The sequence below is a fragment of the Pseudofulvibacter geojedonensis genome, from assembly GCF_042675745.1.
GTDB classification, from domain to species: Bacteria; Bacteroidota; Bacteroidia; order Flavobacteriales; family Flavobacteriaceae; genus Pseudofulvibacter; species Pseudofulvibacter geojedonensis.
Genome location: NZ_JBHTJM010000009.1, coordinates 61,242 through 84,782, shown reverse-complemented (window position 1 = coordinate 84,782; position 23,541 = coordinate 61,242). Strand labels below are relative to the sequence as shown.

The 23,541-nt window shown below is 32.1% G+C and carries 21 protein-coding genes and 1 tRNA gene; 11 read left to right on the top strand and 11 right to left on the bottom strand.

The features are described 5' to 3' along the window. Positions 1–241 precede the first annotated feature (241 nt). The 8 genes from groL to miaB all read right to left on the bottom strand — a co-directional run bounded on the left by groL (position 242) and on the right by miaB (position 7,861). Complete coding sequence (groL, locus tag ACFQ1O_RS09880) at positions 242–1,876, bottom strand: chaperonin GroEL (protein WP_377715858.1); 1,635 nt, start codon at positions 1,874–1,876, stop codon at positions 242–244. Between the two features lie 15 nt (positions 1,877–1,891). Then, the gene (locus ACFQ1O_RS09875) at positions 1,892–2,167 is read right to left on the bottom strand and encodes a co-chaperone GroES (RefSeq protein WP_377715857.1); all 276 of its coding nucleotides are present in this window, start codon (positions 2,165–2,167) and stop codon (positions 1,892–1,894) included. 139 nt (positions 2,168–2,306) lie between these two features. Further along, entirely contained in the window at positions 2,307–2,675 is a 369-nt protein-coding gene (secG, locus tag ACFQ1O_RS09870; protein WP_377715856.1) for a preprotein translocase subunit SecG, read from the bottom strand. Between the two features lie 18 nt (positions 2,676–2,693). Next, complete coding sequence (locus ACFQ1O_RS09865) at positions 2,694–3,527, bottom strand: hypothetical protein (protein WP_377715855.1); 834 nt, start codon at positions 3,525–3,527, stop codon at positions 2,694–2,696. Between the two features lies 1 nt (position 3,528). Further along, positions 3,529–4,026: an LPS assembly lipoprotein LptE gene (gene lptE / locus ACFQ1O_RS09860; protein WP_377715854.1), complete on the bottom strand. Its 498-nt coding sequence runs from the start codon at positions 4,024–4,026 to the stop codon at positions 3,529–3,531. Between the two features lie 66 nt (positions 4,027–4,092). Continuing rightward, positions 4,093–5,046 carry a hypothetical protein gene (locus ACFQ1O_RS09855; protein ID WP_377715853.1) on the bottom strand — a complete coding sequence of 318 codons (954 nt, stop codon included), beginning with the start codon at positions 5,044–5,046 and terminating at the stop codon, positions 4,093–4,095. 94 nt (positions 5,047–5,140) lie between these two features. After that, positions 5,141–6,406 (bottom strand): sigma-54 interaction domain-containing protein, encoded by a 1,266-nt coding sequence (locus ACFQ1O_RS09850; RefSeq protein ID WP_377715852.1) that lies wholly within the window; start codon positions 6,404–6,406, stop codon positions 5,141–5,143. 3 nt (positions 6,407–6,409) lie between these two features. After that, complete coding sequence (miaB, locus tag ACFQ1O_RS09845; RefSeq protein WP_377715851.1) at positions 6,410–7,861, bottom strand: tRNA (N6-isopentenyl adenosine(37)-C2)-methylthiotransferase MiaB; 1,452 nt, start codon at positions 7,859–7,861, stop codon at positions 6,410–6,412. A gap of 122 nt (positions 7,862–7,983) precedes the next feature. Between miaB and ACFQ1O_RS09840 the strand changes: the two genes are divergently transcribed. From ACFQ1O_RS09840 to ACFQ1O_RS09805, 8 genes are all read left to right on the top strand, one after another. Further along, a complete protein-coding gene (locus ACFQ1O_RS09840; RefSeq protein ID WP_377715850.1) occupies positions 7,984–8,766 on the top strand; it encodes a hypothetical protein in 783 nt (260 codons plus the stop codon). A gap of 117 nt (positions 8,767–8,883) precedes the next feature. After that, on the top strand, positions 8,884–11,382 hold the full coding sequence (topA, locus tag ACFQ1O_RS09835; RefSeq protein WP_377715849.1) for a type I DNA topoisomerase: 2,499 nt from the start codon (positions 8,884–8,886) through the stop codon (positions 11,380–11,382). Further along, a complete protein-coding gene (locus tag ACFQ1O_RS09830) occupies positions 11,379–12,545 on the top strand; it encodes a formimidoylglutamase (protein WP_377715848.1) in 1,167 nt (388 codons plus the stop codon). Before topA ends, ACFQ1O_RS09830 begins: the two co-directional genes overlap by 4 nt. Before the next feature lie 167 nt (positions 12,546–12,712). Further along, positions 12,713–14,086, top strand: a complete 1,374-nt coding sequence (gene porK, locus ACFQ1O_RS09825; RefSeq protein ID WP_377715847.1) for a T9SS ring complex lipoprotein PorK/GldK — start codon at positions 12,713–12,715, stop codon at positions 14,084–14,086. An 80-nt stretch (positions 14,087–14,166) separates the two neighbouring features. Beyond that, entirely contained in the window at positions 14,167–14,802 is a 636-nt protein-coding gene (gene porL, locus ACFQ1O_RS09820) for a type IX secretion system motor protein PorL/GldL (RefSeq protein WP_377715846.1), read from the top strand. Between the two features lie 64 nt (positions 14,803–14,866). Next, a complete protein-coding gene (porM, locus tag ACFQ1O_RS09815) occupies positions 14,867–16,423 on the top strand; it encodes a type IX secretion system motor protein PorM/GldM (RefSeq protein ID WP_377715845.1) in 1,557 nt (518 codons plus the stop codon). A 90-nt stretch (positions 16,424–16,513) separates the two neighbouring features. Next, a complete protein-coding gene (gene porN, locus ACFQ1O_RS09810; RefSeq protein WP_377715844.1) occupies positions 16,514–17,404 on the top strand; it encodes a type IX secretion system ring subunit PorN/GldN in 891 nt (296 codons plus the stop codon). 63 nt (positions 17,405–17,467) lie between these two features. Continuing rightward, a complete protein-coding gene (locus ACFQ1O_RS09805) occupies positions 17,468–18,520 on the top strand; it encodes an NAD(P)/FAD-dependent oxidoreductase (protein ID WP_377715843.1) in 1,053 nt (350 codons plus the stop codon). On the opposite strand, the gene ACFQ1O_RS09800 is transcribed toward ACFQ1O_RS09805, so the two are convergent. After that, the gene (locus ACFQ1O_RS09800) at positions 18,498–18,890 is read right to left on the bottom strand and encodes a DUF983 domain-containing protein (protein WP_377715842.1); all 393 of its coding nucleotides are present in this window, start codon (positions 18,888–18,890) and stop codon (positions 18,498–18,500) included. The genes ACFQ1O_RS09805 and ACFQ1O_RS09800 overlap by 23 nt on opposite strands. Positions 18,891–18,953: 63 nt before the next feature. Here ACFQ1O_RS09800 and ACFQ1O_RS09795 point away from each other — a divergent pair, with 63 nt between their 5' ends. The 3 genes from ACFQ1O_RS09795 (at position 18,954) to ACFQ1O_RS09785 (ending at position 22,352) form a co-directional block, all read left to right on the top strand. Beyond that, positions 18,954–20,867, top strand: a complete 1,914-nt coding sequence (locus tag ACFQ1O_RS09795) for an ABC-F family ATP-binding cassette domain-containing protein (protein ID WP_377715841.1) — start codon at positions 18,954–18,956, stop codon at positions 20,865–20,867. 59 nt (positions 20,868–20,926) lie between these two features. After that, positions 20,927–20,999, top strand: a tRNA-Met gene (locus tag ACFQ1O_RS09790). 159 nt (positions 21,000–21,158) lie between these two features. Beyond that, the gene (locus ACFQ1O_RS09785; RefSeq protein WP_377715840.1) at positions 21,159–22,352 is read left to right on the top strand and encodes a site-specific integrase; all 1,194 of its coding nucleotides are present in this window, start codon (positions 21,159–21,161) and stop codon (positions 22,350–22,352) included. Positions 22,353–22,576: 224 nt separating this feature from the next. On the opposite strand, the gene ACFQ1O_RS09780 is transcribed toward ACFQ1O_RS09785, so the two are convergent. Both ACFQ1O_RS09780 and ACFQ1O_RS09775 read right to left on the bottom strand, forming a co-directional pair. Continuing rightward, the gene (locus ACFQ1O_RS09780) at positions 22,577–22,801 is read right to left on the bottom strand and encodes a hypothetical protein (protein WP_377715839.1); all 225 of its coding nucleotides are present in this window, start codon (positions 22,799–22,801) and stop codon (positions 22,577–22,579) included. Between the two features lie 91 nt (positions 22,802–22,892). Then, on the bottom strand, positions 22,893–23,444 hold the full coding sequence (locus ACFQ1O_RS09775) for a helix-turn-helix domain-containing protein (RefSeq protein WP_377715838.1): 552 nt from the start codon (positions 23,442–23,444) through the stop codon (positions 22,893–22,895). Positions 23,445–23,541 lie beyond the last annotated feature (97 nt).

Genomic DNA, 23,541 nt, shown 5'->3' with positions numbered 1-23,541 from the left:
GGTAAAAACACATTTATCTGTATGTTTTGTATTCGCATTTTATAAGTTGGTATAATTACGTCTGTATGGAGAGCGAAGTGCCTTTATATTTGTTTTAAAATTAAGAAACGTTTTAAACGTGTAGTGATTTTTAATATTGGGTTTGGGAGTGCAATGCACTCCCTTTTTTGTGCATTAAAAGCAAATAAAAAGCCATTAGCTTAAAAACTAATGGCTTTTTGTTTGATTAAATACGAGTTAATTACATCATGCCTGGCATTCCACCACCCATAGGAGGCATACCAGCAGCAGGAGTATCTTCTTTAATCTCCACTAAAGCACATTCAGTAGTTAAGATCATACCAGAGACAGAAGCAGCATTTTCTAAAGCCACTCTAGTTACTTTTTTAGGATCTATAATACCAGCCTTTAGCATATCTACATACTCATCTGTTTTAGCATTATAACCAAAGTCTTTTTTACCTTCAATTACTTTTGCACAAATAACAGATCCTTCTTTTCCAGCATTTTCGGCAATAGTACGTAATGGAGCTTCTATAGCTCGTGAAATAATATTAATACCAGTTTCTTCGTCAGCGTTTTCGGCTTTTACTTTGTCAAGAACTTTCTGAGCTCTCACTAAAGCAACTCCACCACCTGCAACAATACCTTCTTCTACAGCTGCACGAGTAGCGTGAAGTGCATCATCAACTCGATCTTTCTTCTCTTTCATCTCAACTTCAGAAGCAGCTCCAACATATAATACAGCAACCCCACCAGCTAATTTTGCTAAACGCTCTTGTAGCTTTTCTTTATCATAATCTGATGTAGTAGTTTCAATCTGTGCTTTAATTTGGTTTACTCTCGCCTTGATGTTATCTTCATCTCCAGAGCCATTAACAATAGTAGTATTGTCTTTGTCTATAGTTACGGTTTCAGCAGTTCCTAACATCGATAAATCTGCATTTTCTAAAGAGAAACCTCTTTCTTCAGAAATAACAGTACCGTTCGTTAAAATAGCGATGTCCTCTAACATAGCTTTTCTTCTGTCTCCAAACCCAGGAGCCTTAACAGCAGCAATTTTTAATCCACCTCTTAATTTATTAACGACTAAAGTAGCCAATGCTTGACCGTCTACATCTTCAGCAATAATTAACAATGGTCTTCCAGACTGAGCTACGGGCTCTAAAATTGGAAGAATTTCTTGTAGGTTAGATATTTTTTTGTCGAATAATAAGATGTAAGGATTGTCTAAATCGGCAATCATCTTATCTGCATCGGTAACAAAATAAGGAGATAAATATCCTCTGTCAAACTGCATTCCTTCTACTACATCTACATAAGTATCTGTACCTTTAGCTTCTTCTACAGTTATAACACCTTCTTTACCAACTTTTCCGAAAGCTTGAGCAATTAATTCACCAATAGTTTCGTCGTTATTAGCAGAAATAGAGGCTACTTGTTTTATTTTATCTGAAGAAGACCCTACTTCTTTTGATTGTTTAGTTAAATCTGTTACAATTGCTTCAACAGCTTTGTCAATTCCTCTTTTTAAATCCATTGGATTGGCTCCAGCTGCAACATTTTTTAATCCCTCTTTAACAATTGCTTGAGCTAAAACAGTTGCGGTAGTTGTACCATCTCCAGCTAAATCGTTAGTCTTAGAAGCTACTTCTTTTACCATTTGAGCTCCCATGTTTTCTAGCTCATCTGCTAATTCAATTTCTTTAGCCACAGAAACACCATCTTTGGTTACTGTTGGGCCACCAAACGATTTAGAAATAGTAACATTTCTTCCTTTAGGACCTAAGGTTACTTTTACTGCATTAGCTAATGCATCTACACCACGTTTTAATCCGTCACGTGCTTCTATATCAAATTTTATATCTTTTGCCATGTTATTTTGTTTTTTTTAGATAATTGCTAAAATGTCACTTTCGCGCATTATTAAGTAATCGTTTCCTTCTAACTTTAATTCAGAACCTGAATATTTCCCGTAAAGAACTGTGTCTCCAACTTGAACGGTTAAAGGCTCATCTTTTTTACCTGTGCCTATAGCTACAACAGTTCCTTTTTGAGGTTTTTCTTTAGCGGTATCTGGAATAATAATACCAGAAGCGGTAGTTGTTTCAGCTGCAGCAGGTTCTACTAGAACTCTATCTGCTAATGGTTTAATGTTTAATCCCATTGTATGTTGATTTTTTATTTTTATAATTACGTTTATATATCAGTCAGAAATTGTACCAATGCATTAAGACTGACAAACTTTCAGAAACTAAAAATGCCAACTGTAGAGTTGGCATTTTAATGTTATTTATAAGGAGAAATTAATTATCTCCATCTTTTTTCTCGTCAGTCGTTGTTGGTGTTGTTGAAACTGGAGTTGCATCATCATTTGTGGTAGATACTGGTGCTTCTATTTGCTGGTCGTTAGCTCCTTCTAGTGCTTTAGACCCAGCATTACCGCTTCCAAAAACAGTTACGTTAGATAATAATATTAAAACAATTAATAAAATAGCTAACCACCAAGTAGATTTGTCTAAGAAATCAGTTGTTTGCTGTACGCCTCCCATTTGTTGTGAGCCGCCTCCTCCAAAAGAAGAAGATAAACCACCACCTTTTGGGTTTTGTACCATAATAACTACCATTAATAAAAAGGCAACAATTACTATAAGTGCTAAAAATATATTAAACATAACTGATTGTATTTTGTGTTATTGATTTTCTAATTTTTTAATTTCCCTAATTCGGTCTGCAAAGAAACTACTTTTTTCTGGATATTTCAAACTTAAAATACGATAAGCTTGCTTGGCTTTTTTATAGTTTTTTTGTTCTAAATATACTTTAGCTAATGTTTCGGTCATTAATTCGTCTGAATTAAAGTTGTTTTCTTTAGCTAAATTAGTTAATGAGACCGTTTTTTTAACAGGAGAAATTTTAGGGTTTGTGGCTATAAATTTATCTATTAAATCAAATTTAGAAGCTTCTTTTTTGTCCGAAACATCTGCGTTAACCTCGCTTTTAACTTCTTTTCGTTCTATGGGTTTTACTTGAGCTAACTGTAACCATTCTTGAAAAGAATGTGTTTCGCTAGGGTTAAATTCTAAAGGCTTGCCAATTCCTAGTTTTTCTGAAGCAACAGCTATTTTATTTTCTTCGATTTTTTCTTCAAATAAATCAGGTTCTGTAACTGCTTTGTCATAAGGTGCAGTAGCAGATTCAAAGCTGCTTATTTCAACAGGATTCACCACTTCAATATTTTTTATAGATTCCTGTTGTTCTTGTAGAGATTTAGAAATATTATTTTGATTGAAGTTTTCTGAGGTGATGTAATCAAATAAAATACTCCTATCTGTTGTATATGCTGCTGTTTTTTTTAATTCTTGATTGTAAAAGTAACTATCTTGGTTTTTTAGTCCTCCTAAATGTATTGCCCTTGCCGCTTGAAAGTAAGGATATTGATTTAGTATTTCTTTTAGCTGAATAGTTTGAGCTTCATTGATGCCTTGCGGTTGTTGCAATATGTTAGTAAAATCTTGAATATTCATTTTACCATTTAGCTAGTGATTCGTTAAAAATATCTTGAGTAATACGTTCAAATATATCATCTAGGGCGGTTTCTAAAACACTACCTGTAAGTTGTTGAGTGGCTCCGTAGTCATGATAGAAAGAAAAAGATTTTTCAAAATCGTCCTCTTCTTTATTTTTATTAAAAAAACGAACATTTATAGTAATGGTCAGCCTGTTTTGTGCGGCCGTTTGCTGAGCAGTTGCGGTCATAGGAGCAATAGTATAATTACTGATCTCCCCTTCATAAACTAAATCACCATTGGTGTTGGTAAGTTCTAAATTAGTTTGGTTTTGAATTAAATCTTGCAACGCTAAAGTAAAACGTCTGTCTATGCCAGGTTCTATAATTGGAGCATTGTTTTGGAAAAAATTTACCTGAAAGGAGTTGGCATTGATATCGCCAATTCCTGTAAAAGAATAGATTCCACAACCCTGAGTAATTATTGTAACAAGTAAAATAAGAATAAGTTTTCTCATAATTACAAAAGTAAAAAGATTGCCGAGTAAGTAGCAATCTTTTGTAAATATTTATGATTTAAAGCTTTATTCTGGAATTGTATCTCCTTGGTAGTAGTATTTTGCACTAATATATTGTTCCCCTTCTGGAATGCCTGTATAGTAACCTTGAGAATATCTGTTTTTTGGTAAGTTGTAATTGTTGAATTCAAATTCGTAAGCGGTTTCTTCTGGTCCATCTACATCCCATCTAATATGTGTTGTATTGTTTTTAGAGATAATAACTGGGTAGGGATGTCCGTTGTTGAAAGATGAGTTGAGAAATCCTATAACGTATTTAATGTTAGATGTTTCAGAGTATAAAGGATTGTTGTTGGTATCGTATGTTCTTTTATCGTATTCATTCGAAGAAATAAGGTTGTTGCCATCATGTCTATAAGAGCTAAATTGGCTGTATTCACAATATTCTTCTAAATCATTTCCTAAATATTGTCCAGTAGTTAAATTGTTTAATTCTGTATCGTAATAATCGCAACGATTGAAAATACCATCCAAATTATCATCTTGGTAAGTGCTATATATCCTCATAGATGTTTCAATTTGATCTCCGTTTTGATCTGTGAAAGATTCTACTTCTGGAGTAAAGTATCCTTCTCCAGAGTGGTAATAATTTTCATTTTGTAAATAAGTATATTCTAATTGACCAATTTTAGATATTCTGTTTTCATTATCGTAAAGTATGTCTACACTTTCGATTTCGTTATCGTTTAAATCGTTTTTAGAGATAGTAATAACCCTATCAGATGCATCATATTCATAGTTAAAAGTGTAGTCGGTATAAGTTGAATGATATTGACTTAATAAACCTTTGTTGTTGAATCTGTATTTTTGGTTGATAGCACCGTCATAGTTTATGGTATGGTATTCTTTGATGGTTGTTGGGTTAATAGTTTGGCTGTCTCCAGGGCAATCATCATCAGAGCATGAGAATACAGAAAATAAAAGGATATTTAAAGAAAAAATTAGTATTATGCGTTTCATTTACGATTCATTTAATGAATGAAAGGTATTATAAAATACATTAACTAATACTATTTATTCGTTTAGAAGTAAATAATTTAGCTGACAGGAAAAATCATAGGTCAAATTGTTTGATTTTTCTGTATAATGTGCGTTCTGAAATACCTAATTCTTTGGCGGCAAGTTTTCTTTTTCCTTGATTGCGTTCTAAAGCTTTTTTAATTAACTCAAGTTCTTTTTCGTGTAAGGATAAAGTTTCTTCTTCTGTTATATCTTCAATATAATTGTTGTATTCTACAGGTTCTTTTTCTGTGTGGTATGAAGTAGTTGCTTCTTGTGGTATTTGTAATACTTCTACAGTTTCATCAGTTTGTTTAGGGAGGGTGTCCTCGTCGGGCTTGTATATTTTCTGAATTAATTCTTGATTCTCGTTTTGAACTTGTTGCGTATTTCCGTTACGCATTAATTCCATTGTAAGCTTTTTTAAGTCGTTTAAATCTGCTTTCATATCAAACAAGACTTTGTATAAAATTTCTCGTTCGTTACTAAAATCAGATTCAGATTTATTTTCATTGATAACCGAAGGTAAATTATTACCAACATTAGGTAGGTAGCTTTGTAATGTACTAGCAGAGATGTTTCTGTTTTGTTCTAGTACAGAAATTTGTTCAGCAATATTTCTTAACTGGCGAATGTTACCATTCCAACGGTATTTTAATAATACTTGTATGGCAGATTCGTCAAGTCTAATGGTAGGCATTTTGTATTTGAGAGCAAAATCTGATGCAAATTTTCTAAATAGTAAGTGTATATCGTCTTTGCGGTCTCGTAAAGCAGGTAATAAAATTTCTACAGTACTCAATCGGTAATATAAGTCTTCTCTAAATTTACCTTTTTTGATAGCTTCAAACATATTTACGTTTGTAGCAGCAACAATGCGAACGTTGGTTTTCTGTACTTTAGATGAACCAACTTTTATAAATTCTCCATTTTCTAAAACACGCAATAAACGTACTTGAGTTGTTAGGGGTAATTCTCCTACTTCATCTAAAAAAATAGTTCCACCATCGGCAACTTCAAAATAACCATTACGGGTTTGTGTTGCACCTGTAAAGGCACCTTTCTCATGTCCAAACAATTCACTGTCTATGGTTCCTTCTGGTATAGCACCGCAGTTAACAGCAATATATTTACCGTGTTTTCTGTGTGATAAAGAATGAATAATTTTTGGCACACTTTCCTTCCCAACACCGCTTTCTCCAGTAACCAAAACAGAAATATCTGTAGGAGCAACTTGAATAGCTTTTTCTAGAGAACGATTAAGTTTAGGGTCGTTACCTATAATTCCAAAACGTTGTTTTATTGCTTGAACTGATTCCATTTTCTAATTATTGTCTGAATAGTCAACTGCTTCACCTATAAATGTAGCTGTTGTGCAGTCTAGTATTTTTACATTTACAAAATCGCCAGGTTTGTAATTTTCGGTTTTAGGAAAAACAACCATGTTGTTTTGTGTGTTTCTTCCAGCCCAATGTTTGTCAGACTTCTTAGAAGTTTTTTCAATTAAAACCTCTTGTGTTTTACCTACGTGCATTTTTAAGCGTTCGTAACCAACTTCTCGCTGAAGATCAATAACTTCTTGAAGTCTACGTTTTTTTACATCTAAGGGTACATCATCTTCAAACTTCCTAGCAGCTAAGGTTCCTGGTCTTTCAGAGTATGCAAACATAAAGCCATAATCATATTTAACATATCTAATCAAGTCTAAAGTATATTGATGGTCTTCTTCAGTTTCAGTAGGGAAGCCGGTAATCATGTCTTGCGATAAAGAAACTTCAGGAATGATTTTATAAATATTATCAACTAACTCCATGTATTCTTCACGAGTATGTTGACGGTTCATTTTCTTTAAAATTCTATTACTACCACTCTGAACAGGTAAGTGAATATATTTACAGATGTTTCTATGTTTGGCCATAGTGTGTATTACATCTAAACTCATGTCTTGAGGGTTAGATGTAGAGAAACGAATACGTAGTTTAGGGAATTTGGTTGCTGTCATATCTAACAACTTAGCAAAATCTACAGCTGTAGCTTTTTGTATTTCAGAAGCTTTACTAAAATCTTTTTTTAGTCCGCCACCGTACCATAAATAGCTATCTACATTCTGACCTAAAAGAGTAACTTCTTTAAACCCTTTTTCTACTAAATCGTTAATCTCAGATAATATAGATTGTGGGTCTCTACTACGTTCTCTTCCTCTGGTAAAAGGAACTACACAGAATGTGCACATGTTGTCGCACCCACGAGTTATAGATACAAAAGCAGATATTCCATCAGAGTTCAAACGAACAGGAGAAATATCTCCATAAGTTTCTTCTTTAGAGAGAATTACATTTATGGCATCTCTGCCTTCGTCAACTTCGTTTATTAGATTAGGAAGATCTTTATAGGCATCGGGTCCAACAACTAAGTCGACAATTTTTTCTTCTTCTAAGAATTTTTCTTTTAAACGCTCAGCCATACAACCTAAAACTCCAACTTTCATTTTAGGGTTCAACTTTCGTTTTACTTTGTTATATTTTTGCAAACGAGCTCTTACGGTTTGTTCGGCTTTATCACGAATAGAACAAGTGTTTACCAAAACCAAATCGGCATCTTCTAGGTTTTGAGTGCTATTAAAGCCTTCTTTTTCGAGTATAGAAGCTACAATTTCACTGTCAGAAAAATTCATTTGACATCCATAACTCTCAATAAATACTTTACGGGTATTTCCTTCTTTGTAAGTTGTGGCTAGTTTTTGGCCTTGCTTATTTTCGTCTATAATCTTCTCCATTCTGTAATAATCTGTCTTTTTCAGTTTGCAAAGATAGTGCTAAATTAGAAAACTGTCAATATGACAGTTTAAATAATTGTTGTCTAATTGTATATTTGATGCTTAAACTAACAGCAATAACTATGAATGAGATAGAATTAGAAAGGAAATTGAATAAACCATTTAATAAAACATTTGGTGGTGTTTTAGAAGAAAGTATAGAGCTTTTTAAAAAAGTATGGCTCCAGGGTTTGTTAAGTGCTTTAATAGGAGGTTTGGTAATGATGCCTATTGTTTTTTTGATGTATATCCCTATGATTGTGATAATGGTTCCTTTGGGTTTAGTGGCAGAAAGTGGTCAGTTTTCGGAAGAAACTTCAATTGGTGTTGCAATAGTACTGAGTGTATTGATGTTTGTTTTCATGATTTGCATGATGGGAGTTATGTTGGGAGTTCAATTTTCATTTAGAGCAGCTTTTTATAGAATTTGCAAAACCAAAGATTTTACTAATAGTAGTGAATCGGACGATTATTTCTTTTTTTTAAAGAAGAAAAACTTTAAAAAGCTATTTGTGCTAGGTCTTTATACAATGTTAATTATAGTAGTAGGTCTCTTTCTGTTTATTATACCAGCAATTATTTTGGCTGTGCCTTTAATGTATTTACCAGTGGTTTTTTCTTTTAATCAAGAGCTTAGTGCAAGAGATTTGCTTAAAATGTCTTTTAAAATTGGAATGAAATATTGGTGGTTAACTATGGGTATTTCAATAGTTGCTTATTTCTTAGCTATGTTTGTGGGGCTTTTAGCTTGTGGAATAGGTATTTATGTAACAATGAGTTTTATATACATACCATTATATATAATGTACAAAGAAGCGATAGGTTTTTCTGATGAAAACTCGATAGATGAAATAGGGAGAGAATAGTAGAAAAATTAGCTTTTTTTGAGGCCTGTTTTTTTGACTATTTTTAGTTGAGAAACAGGCTTTTTTTAATTATTTGTTTTTTTGATATACTTTTGCAAAATATAAAAAGTGTAATTGATGGCGAAAAATTTAGTTATAGTAGAGTCACCTGCTAAGGCAAAAACTATTGAAAAATTTCTAGGAAAAGATTTTAAAGTAGAATCTAGTTATGGGCATATTGCAGACTTGCCTGCAAAAGAGTTGGGGGTAGATGTTGAAGGTAGTTTTGATCCTAAATATGTCGTGTCATCAGATAAAAAAGCTGTTGTTAAAAAATTAAAAGATTTAGCTAAAAAAGCGGAGACTATATGGTTAGCTTCCGATGAAGATCGAGAGGGAGAGGCAATAGCATGGCATTTAGCAGAAACATTAAAGCTAGATAAAAGCAAAACCAAACGTATCGTTTTTAATTCAATTACCAAAAACGCTATTACTAAAGCTATAGAAAACCCAAGAGATATAGATTATAATTTAGTTAATGCTCAGCAGGCGAGAAGAGTATTAGATAGATTGGTAGGGTATGAGTTATCTCCTGTGCTTTGGAGAAAAGTTAAAAGAGGTTTGTCTGCTGGTAGAGTGCAATCTGTTTCGGTTCGTTTAATTGTAGAGAGAGAAAGAGATATTCAAGAATTTAAAACTCAGGCATCTTATAAAATTACAGCTGAATTTGCTACAACAGAAGGAAAAAGCTTTAAAGCGAAATTACCTAAAGAATTTAAAACCAAAGAAGAGGCTTTAGCTTTTTTAGAAAAAAATAAATTAGCAGATTTTAGTATAGCAGACTTAACTAAAAAGCCAGCTAAAAAATCTCCAGCTGCTCCGTTTACAACATCAACATTGCAACAAGAGGCTTCTAGAAAATTATATTTTTCAGTTTCTAGAACAATGCAAGTTGCTCAGCGTTTGTATGAGCAAGGTTTGATAACTTATATGAGAACAGATAGTGTGAATTTATCTGGAGAAGCTGTTAATGCAGCGCAAAAAGAAATAGAGAGTTATTACGGAAGTGAATATTCTCAGCCACGTAATTATGCTACTAAAAATAAAGGTGCTCAAGAAGCTCACGAAGCAATTCGTCCTACGGATATGAGTAGGCACTCGGCTGATTTAGAAAGAGACCAATCTCGTTTGTATGATTTAATCTGGAAAAGAACATTAGCGTCTCAGATGAGTGATGCTCAATTAGAAAAAACCAATGTTAAAATATCTGCTAATACCCATAAGGAGCAATTTGTAGCTAATGGAGAGATGATTAAGTTTGATGGTTTCTTAAAGGTGTATTTAGAAGGAACAGATAATGAAGAAGAAGAGCAAGATGGTATGTTGCCTGTAATGAAACAGGGTGATTTGGTTCAGAAAAAGTTTATTACAGCTACTGAACGTTTTACAAGACCTCCATACCGATATACAGAGGCTTCTTTAGTTAAGAAGTTAGAAGAACTGGGTATTGGTCGTCCGTCAACTTATGCGCCTACTATTTCTACGATTCAGAATAGAAATTATGTAGAAAAAGGGCAGGTAGAAGGTGTAGAAAGAAATTACAATCAGTTAATGTTGGTGGGGAATGATATTACAGATAAATCACTAACAGAAAAAGTAGGTTCAGATAAAGGAAAATTGGTTCCTACAGATATTGGAATGATTGTAAATGACTTTTTAGTAAATAACTTTGAAAATATTTTAGATTATAATTTCACAGCTAAAGTAGAGGAGACGTTTGATTTAATAGCATCTGGTGGAGAAGATTGGAAGAAAATGATGCAAGACTTTTATAAGGAATTCCATCCTCATGTATTAGAAGTACAAGAAAATGCGGCTAGAGAAAGTGGAGAGCGTATTTTAGGAGTGCATCCAGAAACTGGAAGGCAGGTTAGTGTTCGTTTGGGTCGTTACGGAGCAATGGTTCAGATAGGTACGGCAGAAGAAGAAGAAAAACCACTGTTTGCAAGTCTTACAGAAGATCAGAGTTTAGGTTCTATAACCTTTGAAGAGGCGTTAGATTTATTTAAGTTACCTAAAAGTTTAGGGGTATATGAAGGAGAAGATGTGGTTGTTAGTAATGGGCGATTTGGTCCATATGTTAAGTTTGGAGCAAAGTACATTTCTTTAGATAAAGGAGAAAATGCTATGGATGTCGATTTAGATCGAGCCATAGAATTAATTGAATTAAAAAAGAAAGCAGATGCCCCAATTCATAATTACGAGGGTCATGATGTAACCAAAGGTGTAGGTCGATTTGGACCGTTTATCAAATGGAATGGTATTTTTATTAATGTAAATAAGAAATACGATTACGACAATTTAACGAAAGCTGATATTGAAGAGTTGATAAAGGTTAAAAAGCAGAAGGAGATAGATAAACTTGTAGTTAATTGGGAAGACGAAGGTATAAGAATTGAAAAAGCTCGTTGGGGTAGACATAATATTATAAAAGGTAAAATTAAAGTTGAGCTGGCAAAAACAGTTGATGTTTCAGAAATTACATTAGAGAAAGCCCAAGCTTTAATTGAAGAGAAAATGCCAAAGAAAAAAGCTGCAAAAAAGAAAACTACCAAGAAAAAGACCACTAAAAAATGATAGTTGATTTTCTAACACCCGTATCAAAACAAGTTGTTGCTCATGCTTTATTGCAGAACGATCAATCAATAGGGAGGCAAATATCCTTTTATAAAGAGAAAGATGTTTTTCCTACTATTGAAAAAGGAAACTTGGTTTTATTTGGGGTGATAGAAAATAGAAACGATATTAATTATTTAGGTGAGAGCTTGAGTTTTGATGGTATTCGTAATGCTTTTTGTGAGCTGTTTCCGGGTAATTGGCAAGGAAAAATTGTAGATATAGGTAATGTTTCGCCAGGAGCTACTGTAGATGATACTTATTTTGCAGTAAAAAAGTTGGTTTCAGAAATTATTAAAATTGGAGCAATTCCAGTGGTTATAGGTGGGTCTAATGATTTAACCTATGCACTATATAGAGCTTATGATGATTTAGATCAGATGGTGAATCTGGTTTGTGTAGATGCTAAATTTGATTTGAGAGATGTTTCAGATGGGATTAAGAATAATAACTATATGAATAGTATTATTGTTAATGAGCCCAACAATCTTTTAAACTATTCAAATATAGGTTTTCAAACATATTACAATTCCCAAGAAGAAATAGACTTAATTAAAAAACTGTATTTTGATGCGTACCGTTTAGGAGATGTTTGCGCAAATATTAATTTAGTAGAACCCTTAACTAGAGATGCAGACATAGTTAGTTTTGATATAACATCCATACAAGCTTCAGAATTATCACAAGGGAAAGGGTATAAGTCTCCTAATGGTTTTTCGGGTAAAGAAGCATGTGCTATTGCTCGATATGCGGGTTTAAGTAATAAGGTTACTTCATTTGGTTTGTTTGAGTTGAATAATAATTTATCTGATTCAGGTGAAATGTTATTGGCTCAAATTTTATGGTATTACATAGAAGGTGTTAATTGTAGAATAATAGAGCCTTCGTTTTCTTCAGATAGTCATTTTAAAAAATATATTGTTCCTTCTCCAGATATGGACTTAGTATTCTTCGAAAGTTTAGTTAGCAGGAGATGGTGGGTTCAATTACCAGAAAATGAGCTAGAAAACAATAAATATAAAAGAGCTACGTTAATATCTTGCACACAAGAAGATTATTTAGTAGCTTGTGACCATCAAATCCCTGATAGAATTTATAAGGCGTTCAGGAAAAGCTTAATTTAACAATTGTTTAAGGAAAAATCCGATTAACGGCTATTTTCATAGTTGAATCACTATTTTTTTGACTCTAGTTTAAAGGATTTTTTAAATAAAAAGTTGTTTTTTTAAAAATATATAGATATGTTTACGCCTTTGAAATTAATAAGATATTAATATAAGACACTGTTTCTATGAAGAAATTTGTATTTATTGCAATGGTTTTTGCACTTCTTGCCAGCTGTGGAAAGAAGAAGTCTAACGGACAACTAGTTGGTGCAAAAGGCCAAAAATGGCACCCAGAACAACCTTTCGGAATGACATTAGTTCCAGGTGGTTCATTTGTAATGGGTAAGTCTGATGAAGATAGACCAGCAGTTCAAGATGCCCCAACCAAAACAGTTACTGTACGTTCATTCTATATGGATGAAACAGAAATTACTAATAGCGAGTATAGACAATTCGTTTTTTGGGTTCGAGATTCAATCGTAAGAACTCGATTAGCAATTTTAGCTGATGAATTAGGTGAGACAGATGTTGAGTCTGATGGAATTGGAAAATATGCATTTAAAGATGCTGATACGGCTAACCTTAGCGTATATGATAAGTATATGTTAGATAACTACTATAGTTTAATGGATGGTTATGAAGGTAGAAAGCTTAATAATGATGTAGAGATAGTGTTGAGTACAGACGAGTATCCAGATGAGTATTATGCTGAGGTTATGGATACAATGTATTTACCTATTGAAGAATCTTATAATGGAGTTCGTTCTTGGGATGTTAAGAAGTTTGTTTACCGTTATAAGTGGTTAGATATAGAAGAGGCTGCTAAAGCAAAAAACAAAGGGAAGCGTAGAAAAGATTTTATTCGTACAGATACTGTAGAAGTATATCCAGATACAACGGCTTGGATTAGAGATTTCTCATACTCTTATAACGAACCAATGCACAACGATTATTTTTGGCATGACGCTTATGGTAATTATCCAGTAGTTGGAATATCTTGGGAGCAAGCTAAAGCATTTTGTGATTGGAGAACTTTATTTAGAAACTCTTTCATTAAGAAAGGAAGAGCGCATGTTAACCGTTTTAGATTACCATCTGAGGCAGAATGGGAATATGCAGCAAGAGGAGGTCTTCAAGGAGCTACATATCCATGGGGAGGGCCTTATGCTAAGAATGACAGAGGTTGTTTTATGGCTAATTTCAAACCGTTAAGAGGAGATTATGCAGCAGATCAAGCTTTGTATACAGTAGAGGCTACTGCTTATCAGCCAAATGATTATAATTTATTTAACATGGCAGGTAACGTATCTGAATGGACAGCTTCATCTTACGATGCTAAATCATACGAGTTTATGTCTACTATGAATCCAAGTGTGAACGATAAATCAAACATGCGTAAAGTAATTCGTGGTGGGTCATGGAAAGATGTTGCTTATTTCTTGCAAGTAAGTACTCGTGATTACGAATATGCAGATTCTGCTCGTAGTTATTTAGGATTTAGAACTGTACAAGATTATATGGGTACAGATGTAACTCAGTCTAAAAACTCAGCTAGATAATTTGATAATTCAATTGTAGCAATACAATTTATTATATACCAACTTTAAATTTTTATTAACTTAACAAAAAACTATTTATTATGGCACAATCAAAAGGATACAAAAAGTTTATGGCACTTGCTTACGGTTTAGGAGCAGCAGTTGTAATTTTAGGAGCACTTTTTAAATTAATGCACTGGCCAGGAGCAAGCGCAATGTTAATCATCGGATTAGGAGCAGAGGCAGCAATTTTCGCATTATCAGCATTTGAACCAGTTCACGAAGATTTAGACTGGTCTTTAGTTTACCCAGAATTAGCTGGAGGAGAGTCTAAAGGAGGAAAGAAGAAAGAAGTTAAAGGTGATGCTCAATCTATGTTATCTCAGAAATTAGATAACATGTTAAAAGAAGCTAAGTTAGATGCTAACTTAATGTCTTCTTTAAGTACTTCTATCCAAAACTTTAAAGGAGCGGCAGATAACATTCAACCTGCTGTTGATTCTATCGCTGCAACTAAGAAATATTCTGAGCAGTTATCATTAGCTGCTGGACAAATGGAGTCTTTAAACTCTTTATATAAAGTTCAAATGGAATCTGCTTCTCGTCAGGCTGAAGCTAATAAAGCAGCAGCAGATAATGCTGAGAATTTACAAGCTCAAATGGCTTCATTAACTTCTAACTTATCTTCGTTAAACGGAGTATATGGTGGAATGTTATCTGCTATGGGAGGAAAATAATTAGTTTTTAATAAAACTATTTTACAATCAAATTTTTTATTAATTAAGAAAAACTAATTAGAATATGGCAGGTGGAAATTTATCACCAAGGCAGAAGATGATTAATCTTATGTACTTGGTATTAATCGCGATGTTAGCACTGAACATGTCAAAAGAAGTATTGTCAGCGTTCGGTATTATGAACAATAAGTTCGTAGAAAATAATAAAAACTCAGATGCTAAAAATGCTGAAGTTCACGGAGAATTAAAGAGATTAGCAGGAGAGCAACCAGACAAATATGTACCTTTAAAAGGTTTGGCAGATAATGTGTCAAAAGAGTCTAAGAAATTAGTTTCTTTTATTGACGGTTTAAAAGCTGATATCTTAAAGCCTTATGAGGCAGATAGAGATGAGAAAACAGGAGAGTTGCCTTACCAGAGTATGGATAAAGGAGACAAAGTAGACGAAGCATGGTTTGCTGGTGATAACATGTCTCCAAAAGGAAAAGAAATTGTTAAAGCTTTTGATGATTATAGAAAATCTATGATGTCTATTGTTGGAGCTAAAAATCCTTCAATTAAGAAAATTTTAGAATCTAAATTTAATACTGATAAAGTTAAAGCAAATGATGGAGCTACTAAATCTTGGTTAGATTATAACTTCAAAGGTTTTCCAGCAATTGCTTCTGTAGCTAAATTATCAGCTTACCAATCAGATGTTAAAAACTTAGAGTATGATATATTATCAGTTTTATTAACTGGTAAGCAAAAATCTGAGTTATCTATGGATAAGTATAACGCTTTCGTTATACCAGAAAAAACTGCTTTCTTTAACGGAGAAAACTTCAAAGGAAGAATTGTTTTAGGTCGTTATGATGATTCTACTAAGCCTAATAAAGTAATTTTAAATGGTCAAGAAATTGACAAGAAGAACTTTAAAGATGGTGGAGTTGTTTTAGATTTTCCAGCTGGTGCTGTAGGTGAAAGAGAGTTAAAAGGAGAATTTGTTTTCTTAGAAGACGGAAAAGAAGTTAAAGTAGGTATAGAAAGTGCATATGCTGTAGTACCTAAGCCTAACTCAGCAACAATCTCTGCAGATAAAATGAACGTAGTTTATCGTGGAATTCCTAACCCAATGACTATATCTTTTGCAGGAATTTCTGACAATAAAGTAAGTGCAGCTGCACCTGGTTTAAGAAAATCTGGGAAAGGATATATAATGACACCTTCTAAAGGTAGAGAGGTTACAATTAATGTAACTGGTACTTTACCTGATGGATCTAAGGTTTCAGATAGAAAGAAATTTAGAATTAAAGATATTCCACGTCCTCAAGCAGCTGTATCAGGTGCTGTAGGTACTGTAAAGAAATCTAAGAATTCATTAAAGAATTCATCTATTTCTGCAGTATTAGAAGGATTTGCTTTCGATTTAAAATTACAGGTTACTACTTTTAAATTTAAAGTACCTGGACAAGCTACAATTACTTGTAATGGTAGTAGATTGAATGATAGAGCAAAATCAGCTTTAATGAGAGCTAAAAGAGGTGAGTCTATTCAAATATTTGACATGAAAACAAAAGTAGTTGGAAGTCCAGTTAAGACTAAGCCAGCTTCTCCATGTATTGTTGAGTTGACAAACTAGAATACTTATATAATAACAATTTAGGGATGTTATACCCTAAATTGTTATTATTTACATCATATTAGATGTAAAACCCTTAAACTTGAGAAAATGAATTTGAGAAATTTTTTATTAACAGCTACATTTGTTATAGCTTCACAAGGTGTATTTGCACAGTTTAATATTTTAAACGCAAAAGCACCAGAAGAAATTGGTGTTAAAACCGAAGCCCAAGAAAAATACGATAACAATACTCCTTTAGAATATGGTTATGTAGACGATAGGGATATTTTATGGTCTAAAATGACTTGGGAAAAAATAGTATTAGATGAGCGTATAAACTTTCCTTTATACTACCCTGTAGATACCATGAACATTGGTAAGGAAAGAAGAAGTTTATTTGATGTGTTAGTAAAAAACATTAAAAATGGAAACATAAAAGATATCTATGCAGATTCTTATTTTACTACAAAGCAAACTTGGGATCAAGTTGCAGAGGGTATGATGAAAATTGATACAGCAGATTTAGGATACGAGCAATTCAATGCTGGTGAACCAATATCTCCAGAATATATAGATACTACTGCTATCACTTCTTATCACGTTAAAGAATATAAAATAAAAGGTCTTTGGTATTTTGACAAGCGTCAAGGTGAGTTAAAATACAGAATAATGGCTTTATGTCCGGTAATTCCTGATGTTTATTTTATCGATTCTGATGATGGAGATTTAATTGATGCTTTCTGGGTGTTCTATCCGGATGTGCGTGAAGTTTTAAATGAAGCAAAGTCTTTTAATAACAAGAATACAGCAATGCCTATTTCTTTCGATCATATTATGAATTCAAGACGTTTTGGAGCTTATATGTATAAAGAAGAAAACGTTTATCAAGATAGAAAGATTGATGAGTACATTCCTAATGATGCTTTAATGCAATTATTAGAGTCTGATAGAATCAAAACTAAGATCAGAGATTTTGAATTAGATCAATGGCAATACTAAGCCTCTCAAATTTATAACAATATTAAAACTCTCACTTTTGTGAGAGTTTTTTATTTTTACCATATGTTAGATTATATTATAGTAGGGTTCGGACTAGCAGGCATGTCTTTTGCAGAGCAGTTACGTAAACAAAATAAATCCTTTATTATTATAGATAAAGGCTATGAAACATCATCTATAGTTGCTGGTGGTATGTATAACCCTGTTATTTTAAAGAGATTTACTTTAAGCTGGAAGGCTAAAGAACAGCTAGATTATGCAATTCCTTTTTATAAAGAAGTAGAATTGTTATTAGGTAATAGGTTTTTAAAACCATTTTCGGTAAGACGTTTATTTAATTCTATTGATGATCAGAACAATTGGATTGTTGCTTCAGATAAGCCTAACTTATCAGAATTTATGAATCCTTGTTTTATAGATAATAAAAACGAATATATAGATGCTCATCACAAGTATGGAGAAGTACTGTACGCTGGACGCTTGTTAGTGGCAAATTTGTTAAAAGACTATCAGCAATATTTAACTGGTAGTGACCAGTACTTGTTAGAAGATTTTAATTTTAATGAGCTAAGTCACTTTGAAGATCATATATCGTATAAAAGTTTAAAAGCCAAGTCAATCATTTTTGCTGAAGGTTTTGGCTTAAAGAACAATCCTTATTTTAATAGGTTGCCTTTAGTCGGTAATAAAGGAGAAACACTGGTTATTCATTCGCCTAATCTTAAATTAAATCATATTGTTAAATCAGGAGTTTTTTTAATTCCATTAGGTGATGATAATTATTTTGTAGGAGCAACCTATAATAGAAATGATAAAGATTGGAAAACTACTGAGGTAGGAAAAGAAGAACTATTATTAAAGTTATCTTCAATTATTAAATGCAATTATCAAGTTGTTAGTCAAGATGCAGGAATAAGGCCAACTGTAGGTGATAGGAGACCTTTGTTGGGGAGACATCCAAAATATTCAAATTATTACGTTTTAAATGGTATGGGTACAAGAGGAGTTATGGTAGCACCCCTTATGAGTAAGCACTTATATGAATTTATAGAGAACGATAGTTTATTAGACGAAGAAATAAATATTAATAGGTTTAAGAAGTGGAATCGTTCCTAGCGTCATTATTGTACTTAATAAACATGTTTATCCACAAGTTTCTAGATAATCTAGTTATTACAGGTAAAAAGACAATAAGGGTAATTGTAATGGATATGAAAGACATTAAAATATCCGCATTAAATACATATTTACTAATAATATATGCTGCAACAGCAAATGCTATTCCTACAGCATAACTCACATACATAGCTCCGTAAAAAAAAGACGGTTCTATTTGGTATTTAAGTTGACAATTTGAGCATTTTTCATGCATGTCTAATGCCCTCAAAAAAAGAAAAGGATTCTTAACTTTATACATGCTTTGATCGTGACATCTAGGACATGATCCTGTTATAATGCTATAAATTTTTGAGCCTTTACCAAGCATTTTTATTTAGATTTTTATTCAAGAACAAATTTAAGCATCTTTGTAATAATTAAAGCTACACAAATGTTAAACATACATAATTTATCAGTTTCATTTCAAGGAGAATTTTTATTCGAAGAAATTGCTTTTCGTTTAGGAGGTGGAGATAGAGTTGGACTAATTGGTAAAAATGGTGCAGGTAAATCTACATTATTAAAAATTATAGCAGGCGACCAAGAATATGACACGGGTCAATTAGCATTAGAAAAAGATATTCAAATTGGATTTTTAAGACAGGATATAGATTTCGTAGCCGGAAGAACTGTTTTAGAAGAAAGTTACCAAGCGTTTCAGTTAATTAAAAAATTAGAATTTGAGATAGAAGAAGTTAATAACGAGTTAAGCGTTAGAGATGATTATGAGAGTAAAGAGTATGCAGCGTTAATTGATAAAACTACAGAGTTACAACAACAGTATGAAATCCACGGTGGATATAATTATCAAGGAGAAACAGAAAAAATTCTTCAGGGACTAGGTTTTCAAAGAGAGGATTTTAATAAGCTTACAGATACTTTTTCAGGTGGATGGAGAATGCGAATAGAATTAGCCAAATTATTGCTTCAGAAAAATGATATATTGCTGTTAGATGAGCCTACAAACCATTTAGATATAGAATCTATTATTTGGTTAGAAAACTTTTTAAAAAACTATCAAGGAGCGGTGGTAATTGTATCTCACGATAAAATGTTTCTTGACAATGTTACTAATAGAACAATAGAGATTTCTTTAGGTAGGATTTACGACTATAATAAACCTTATTCTAAATATTTGATTTTAAGAGAAGAGATAAGAGAACAACAAATTGCAGCTCAAAAAAATCAACAAAAGCATATAGAGCATACAGAAAAACTCATTGAAAAATTTAGAGCCAAAGCTAATAAGGCTACTATGGCTCAATCTCTTATCAAAAAGTTAGATAAGTTAGATAGAATAGAGGTAGATCAGGAAGATAATAGCGTTATGAGCTTAAATTTTCCTATTTCTATTGTTCCTGGTAAAATTGTTGTAGAAGCATCTGGTGTTTCTAAAAATTATGGCAATAAGAAAGTATTAAGTAATGTTGATTTAGTAATTGAGAGAGACTCTAAAACAGCTTTTGTAGGACAAAATGGTCAGGGTAAGTCAACTTTAGCAAAGATGATTGTTAATGAAATTCCTTTTGAAGGTAACCTAAAGTTAGGTCATAATGTTCAAATAGGATATTTTGCTCAAAATCAAGCAGAATATTTAGACGGTAATAAAACGGTTGAAGATACCATGGTAGATGCAGCCAATGAATCTAATAGAACAAAAGTAAGAGATATTTTAGGTGCATTTTTGTTTAGAGGAGAAGAAGTAGATAAAAAGGTAAAGGTTTTGTCTGGGGGAGAGCGTAATCGATTAGCTTTAGCTAAATTACTATTGCAGCCTTTAAATGTATTGGTAATGGATGAGCCAACAAACCATTTAGATATTAAATCAAAAAATGTACTTAAAGAAGCATTACAAAAGTTTGAAGGCACTTTAATACTAGTGTCTCATGATAGAGATTTTTTACAAGGATTAACTAATAAAGTATACGAGTTTAAAGATCATAAAATAAAGGAGTATTTAGGAGATATAGATTATTATTTAGAATCTAGAAAGGTTGAAAACTTAAGAGAGGTAGAGAAACGTACTATAGTAAAAGAAGAATTGAGCAATAAATCAGAAAAGAAGCAATCTTATGAAGACCAAAAGAAACTAAAAAGTTTAAATAATAAGTTGAGTAAGGTAGAAGCTAAGATAAATGCTTTAGAAAAAGAGATAAAAAATATAGATGTAGAGTTAGAAATTAATTATGAAGCTACAATCGCCGAAGAAAATTTTTTCGATAAGTATCAGCATAAAAAAGATGATTTAGAGCAACTTATGGAAGAATGGGAAGCTGTACAGGAAGAAATAGATAATTTTTCTTAAAAAATTAGTGTAAAAAGCTTGTGAGTTTATAAATCGGTTGTATATTTGCAGTCCAATAGCGCGGGATAGAGCAGTAGGCAGCTCGTCGGGCTCATAACCCGAAGGTCGCAGGTTCGAGTCCTGCTCCCGCTACTAAGTAAGAGTAATCAGAAATGATTACTCTTTTTTTGTGCGTTAAATTCAGCTAATACAACCTTTCCATTCAATCACTTTGTTTTTCCTTTTTACTATTAAAAGGTCTCCTAATTGGTACCCCAATTTTCTCATCGGGTACCCCAAAACCAATTTTATATGAATCCAAGAAAACTAAACATTCTATTCTTATTGGATAGGAGTAAACTAAATAAACAGGGTAAGTGTCCAATTAAGTGTAGACTAACTTATCTAGGAAAGAGAAAAACATTCTCTACAGGACAATTTATTGAACCTAATAAATGGTTTAGTAAGCAGCAAAAAGCTAAACCACCCAATAAGGAAAATAACTTTATTAATACCCAACTGAGTCTGATAAAACAAGAAATTAATCAGGCTTTTTTGTTTCTGCAGGTTAACCAAAATCAGTTTGATGTGGATGACATCTACTTGCAATACAAAGGGAAGAATGTAAAAGCTAATAAAACGCTTTTAGAGGTGTTTCAGCTTCATAATGATAATATGCTAAGGTTAGTGGGTAAAGAGTATACAAATTCTACTTATAATAAGTTTGTAGAGGCTAAAAAGCACACAAAAAACTTTATTAGACATCAGTATAACAAAAGTGATTATTTACTTAATAATTTGAAGTTAAAGTTTCTAAATGACTTTGATTTCTATTTAAAATCTGAAAAGAATCATAAGCAGATTACTATTAACAAATCAATACAAAGAGTAAGGAAGATAATAAAACTAGCGTTAGCTGAAGGTTATTTAACTAAAGACCCATTTATACTGTACAGACCAAAGAAGTATAAGGTAAAAGTAGTTTATCTAGATACAAAAGAATTAAAGAAACTTGAAGAGTATAGCTTTACTCAAGTTAGATTGCAACAAGTAAAAGATATGTTTGTATTCTGCTGTTATACAGGACTAGCATATGCAGAAATGACAGCTTTGTCTAAAGACCATATAGTTGATGAGTTTGACGGAAATAAGTGGGTGAAAATGTATAGGAAGAAAACTAATTCTTATGTGTCAGTCCCGCTACTACCAATAGCATTAGGGGTTTTATACAAGTATGATTTAGAATTACCTAGAATATCCAATCAAAAGTTTAATTCTTATTTAAAAGAGATAGCAAATATAGTAGGAATAGAAAAGAAACTTACTCATCATGTAGCTAGAAAGACTTTTGCCACAACGGTATTACTTTATAATGGTGTGCCAATGGAAGTTGTATCTGAATTGCTAGGACATTCCAAGATGAATGTTACACAAAAACACTATGGAAAGATTGTTCAGAAAAAAATTAGTAATGAGATAAATAAACTAAAAACTGGGCTTGTATAATTGTATTTCTCTCTCAAAATAAACTTTTTCTTTCTCTTCAGGGTGATCTTTTACATTACAATAGTACACATTGTATGCATACAGTCTTACAACTAGAGCTTTTTTTGGGTCTTTTCTAGAACAGACTATATCACCAGGTTTATATATGTTATTAATAATATACATTTATTGTAGTATTAATTAAAAGAACAGTTTTTTACAACTGTTCTCTAGGATTATCTTATTTACAAACAAGCTTCTTGATTTTTATTTAGTATCTGAATTATTTCAGATCTATCCTTATCTAACTTAGTTTTTAATCTAGATATTAGGTCTATTTCTCTCCCAGTTTCAAATTTAACATCGTAATTAGTTAATTTAGGATAAGTTTTCTTGAGAGCCTCAGATTGTTTATACCAATTTTCTTTAACTTTAAAAACTTCATGTTTTTTTTCTTCATCAATTCCCATAATTCTATGTTTTTAATTAATACTTAATTGTATTATGGTAAAGGTGGGGATTAATAATGAAAAGGTTATTTCATAATTCAGTATAAATGTTTCATATGTTACAGGTTTTTATTTTATTGTTGGTTTTGTATAGTGAAAGTGTTTTACCTGTGTGTTTTTTAAATTGATAAGAAAGATGAGCAAGGCTATTATAATGAAGTTTGTACGCTATTTCAGTAAAGTTTAAATCATTATACTTAATGAGTTCCTTAACTCGTTCAATTTTGTTACAAATAATAAATTGTTGAATAGTTTGACCAGTTGATCTTGAAAAGACATTAGATAAGTAAGTGTAGTTTAAACCAAGTTTATTACTAATATGATCTGAATAATTTATTTTAAGGACATCATCTTTGCGATAAATTAAGTTAATAATTAAAGATTTTATTTTATTTATTAATATATCATTCTTGTTGTCAATGACTATTAATCCTACTTTGGTTAGTTTAGAAATCAGTTTTATTTTTTGATAATCACTGATGTTTCCAATAATATTAACACTGCCAAGTTCAATATTTACATAATTGATATTGAGTTTCTTTAACTCTTTTATTACGAAATATTTACATCTTAAACTTACCATATGTTTAATGTATAAAATCATGTTTATAAAGGTAGTCAATTTAAGCTCTTTCTTGATAGTTTTAATGTAATAATGTGAAAAAGAAGATTTATTTATTGGTTCTATGAGTATTTGAGTT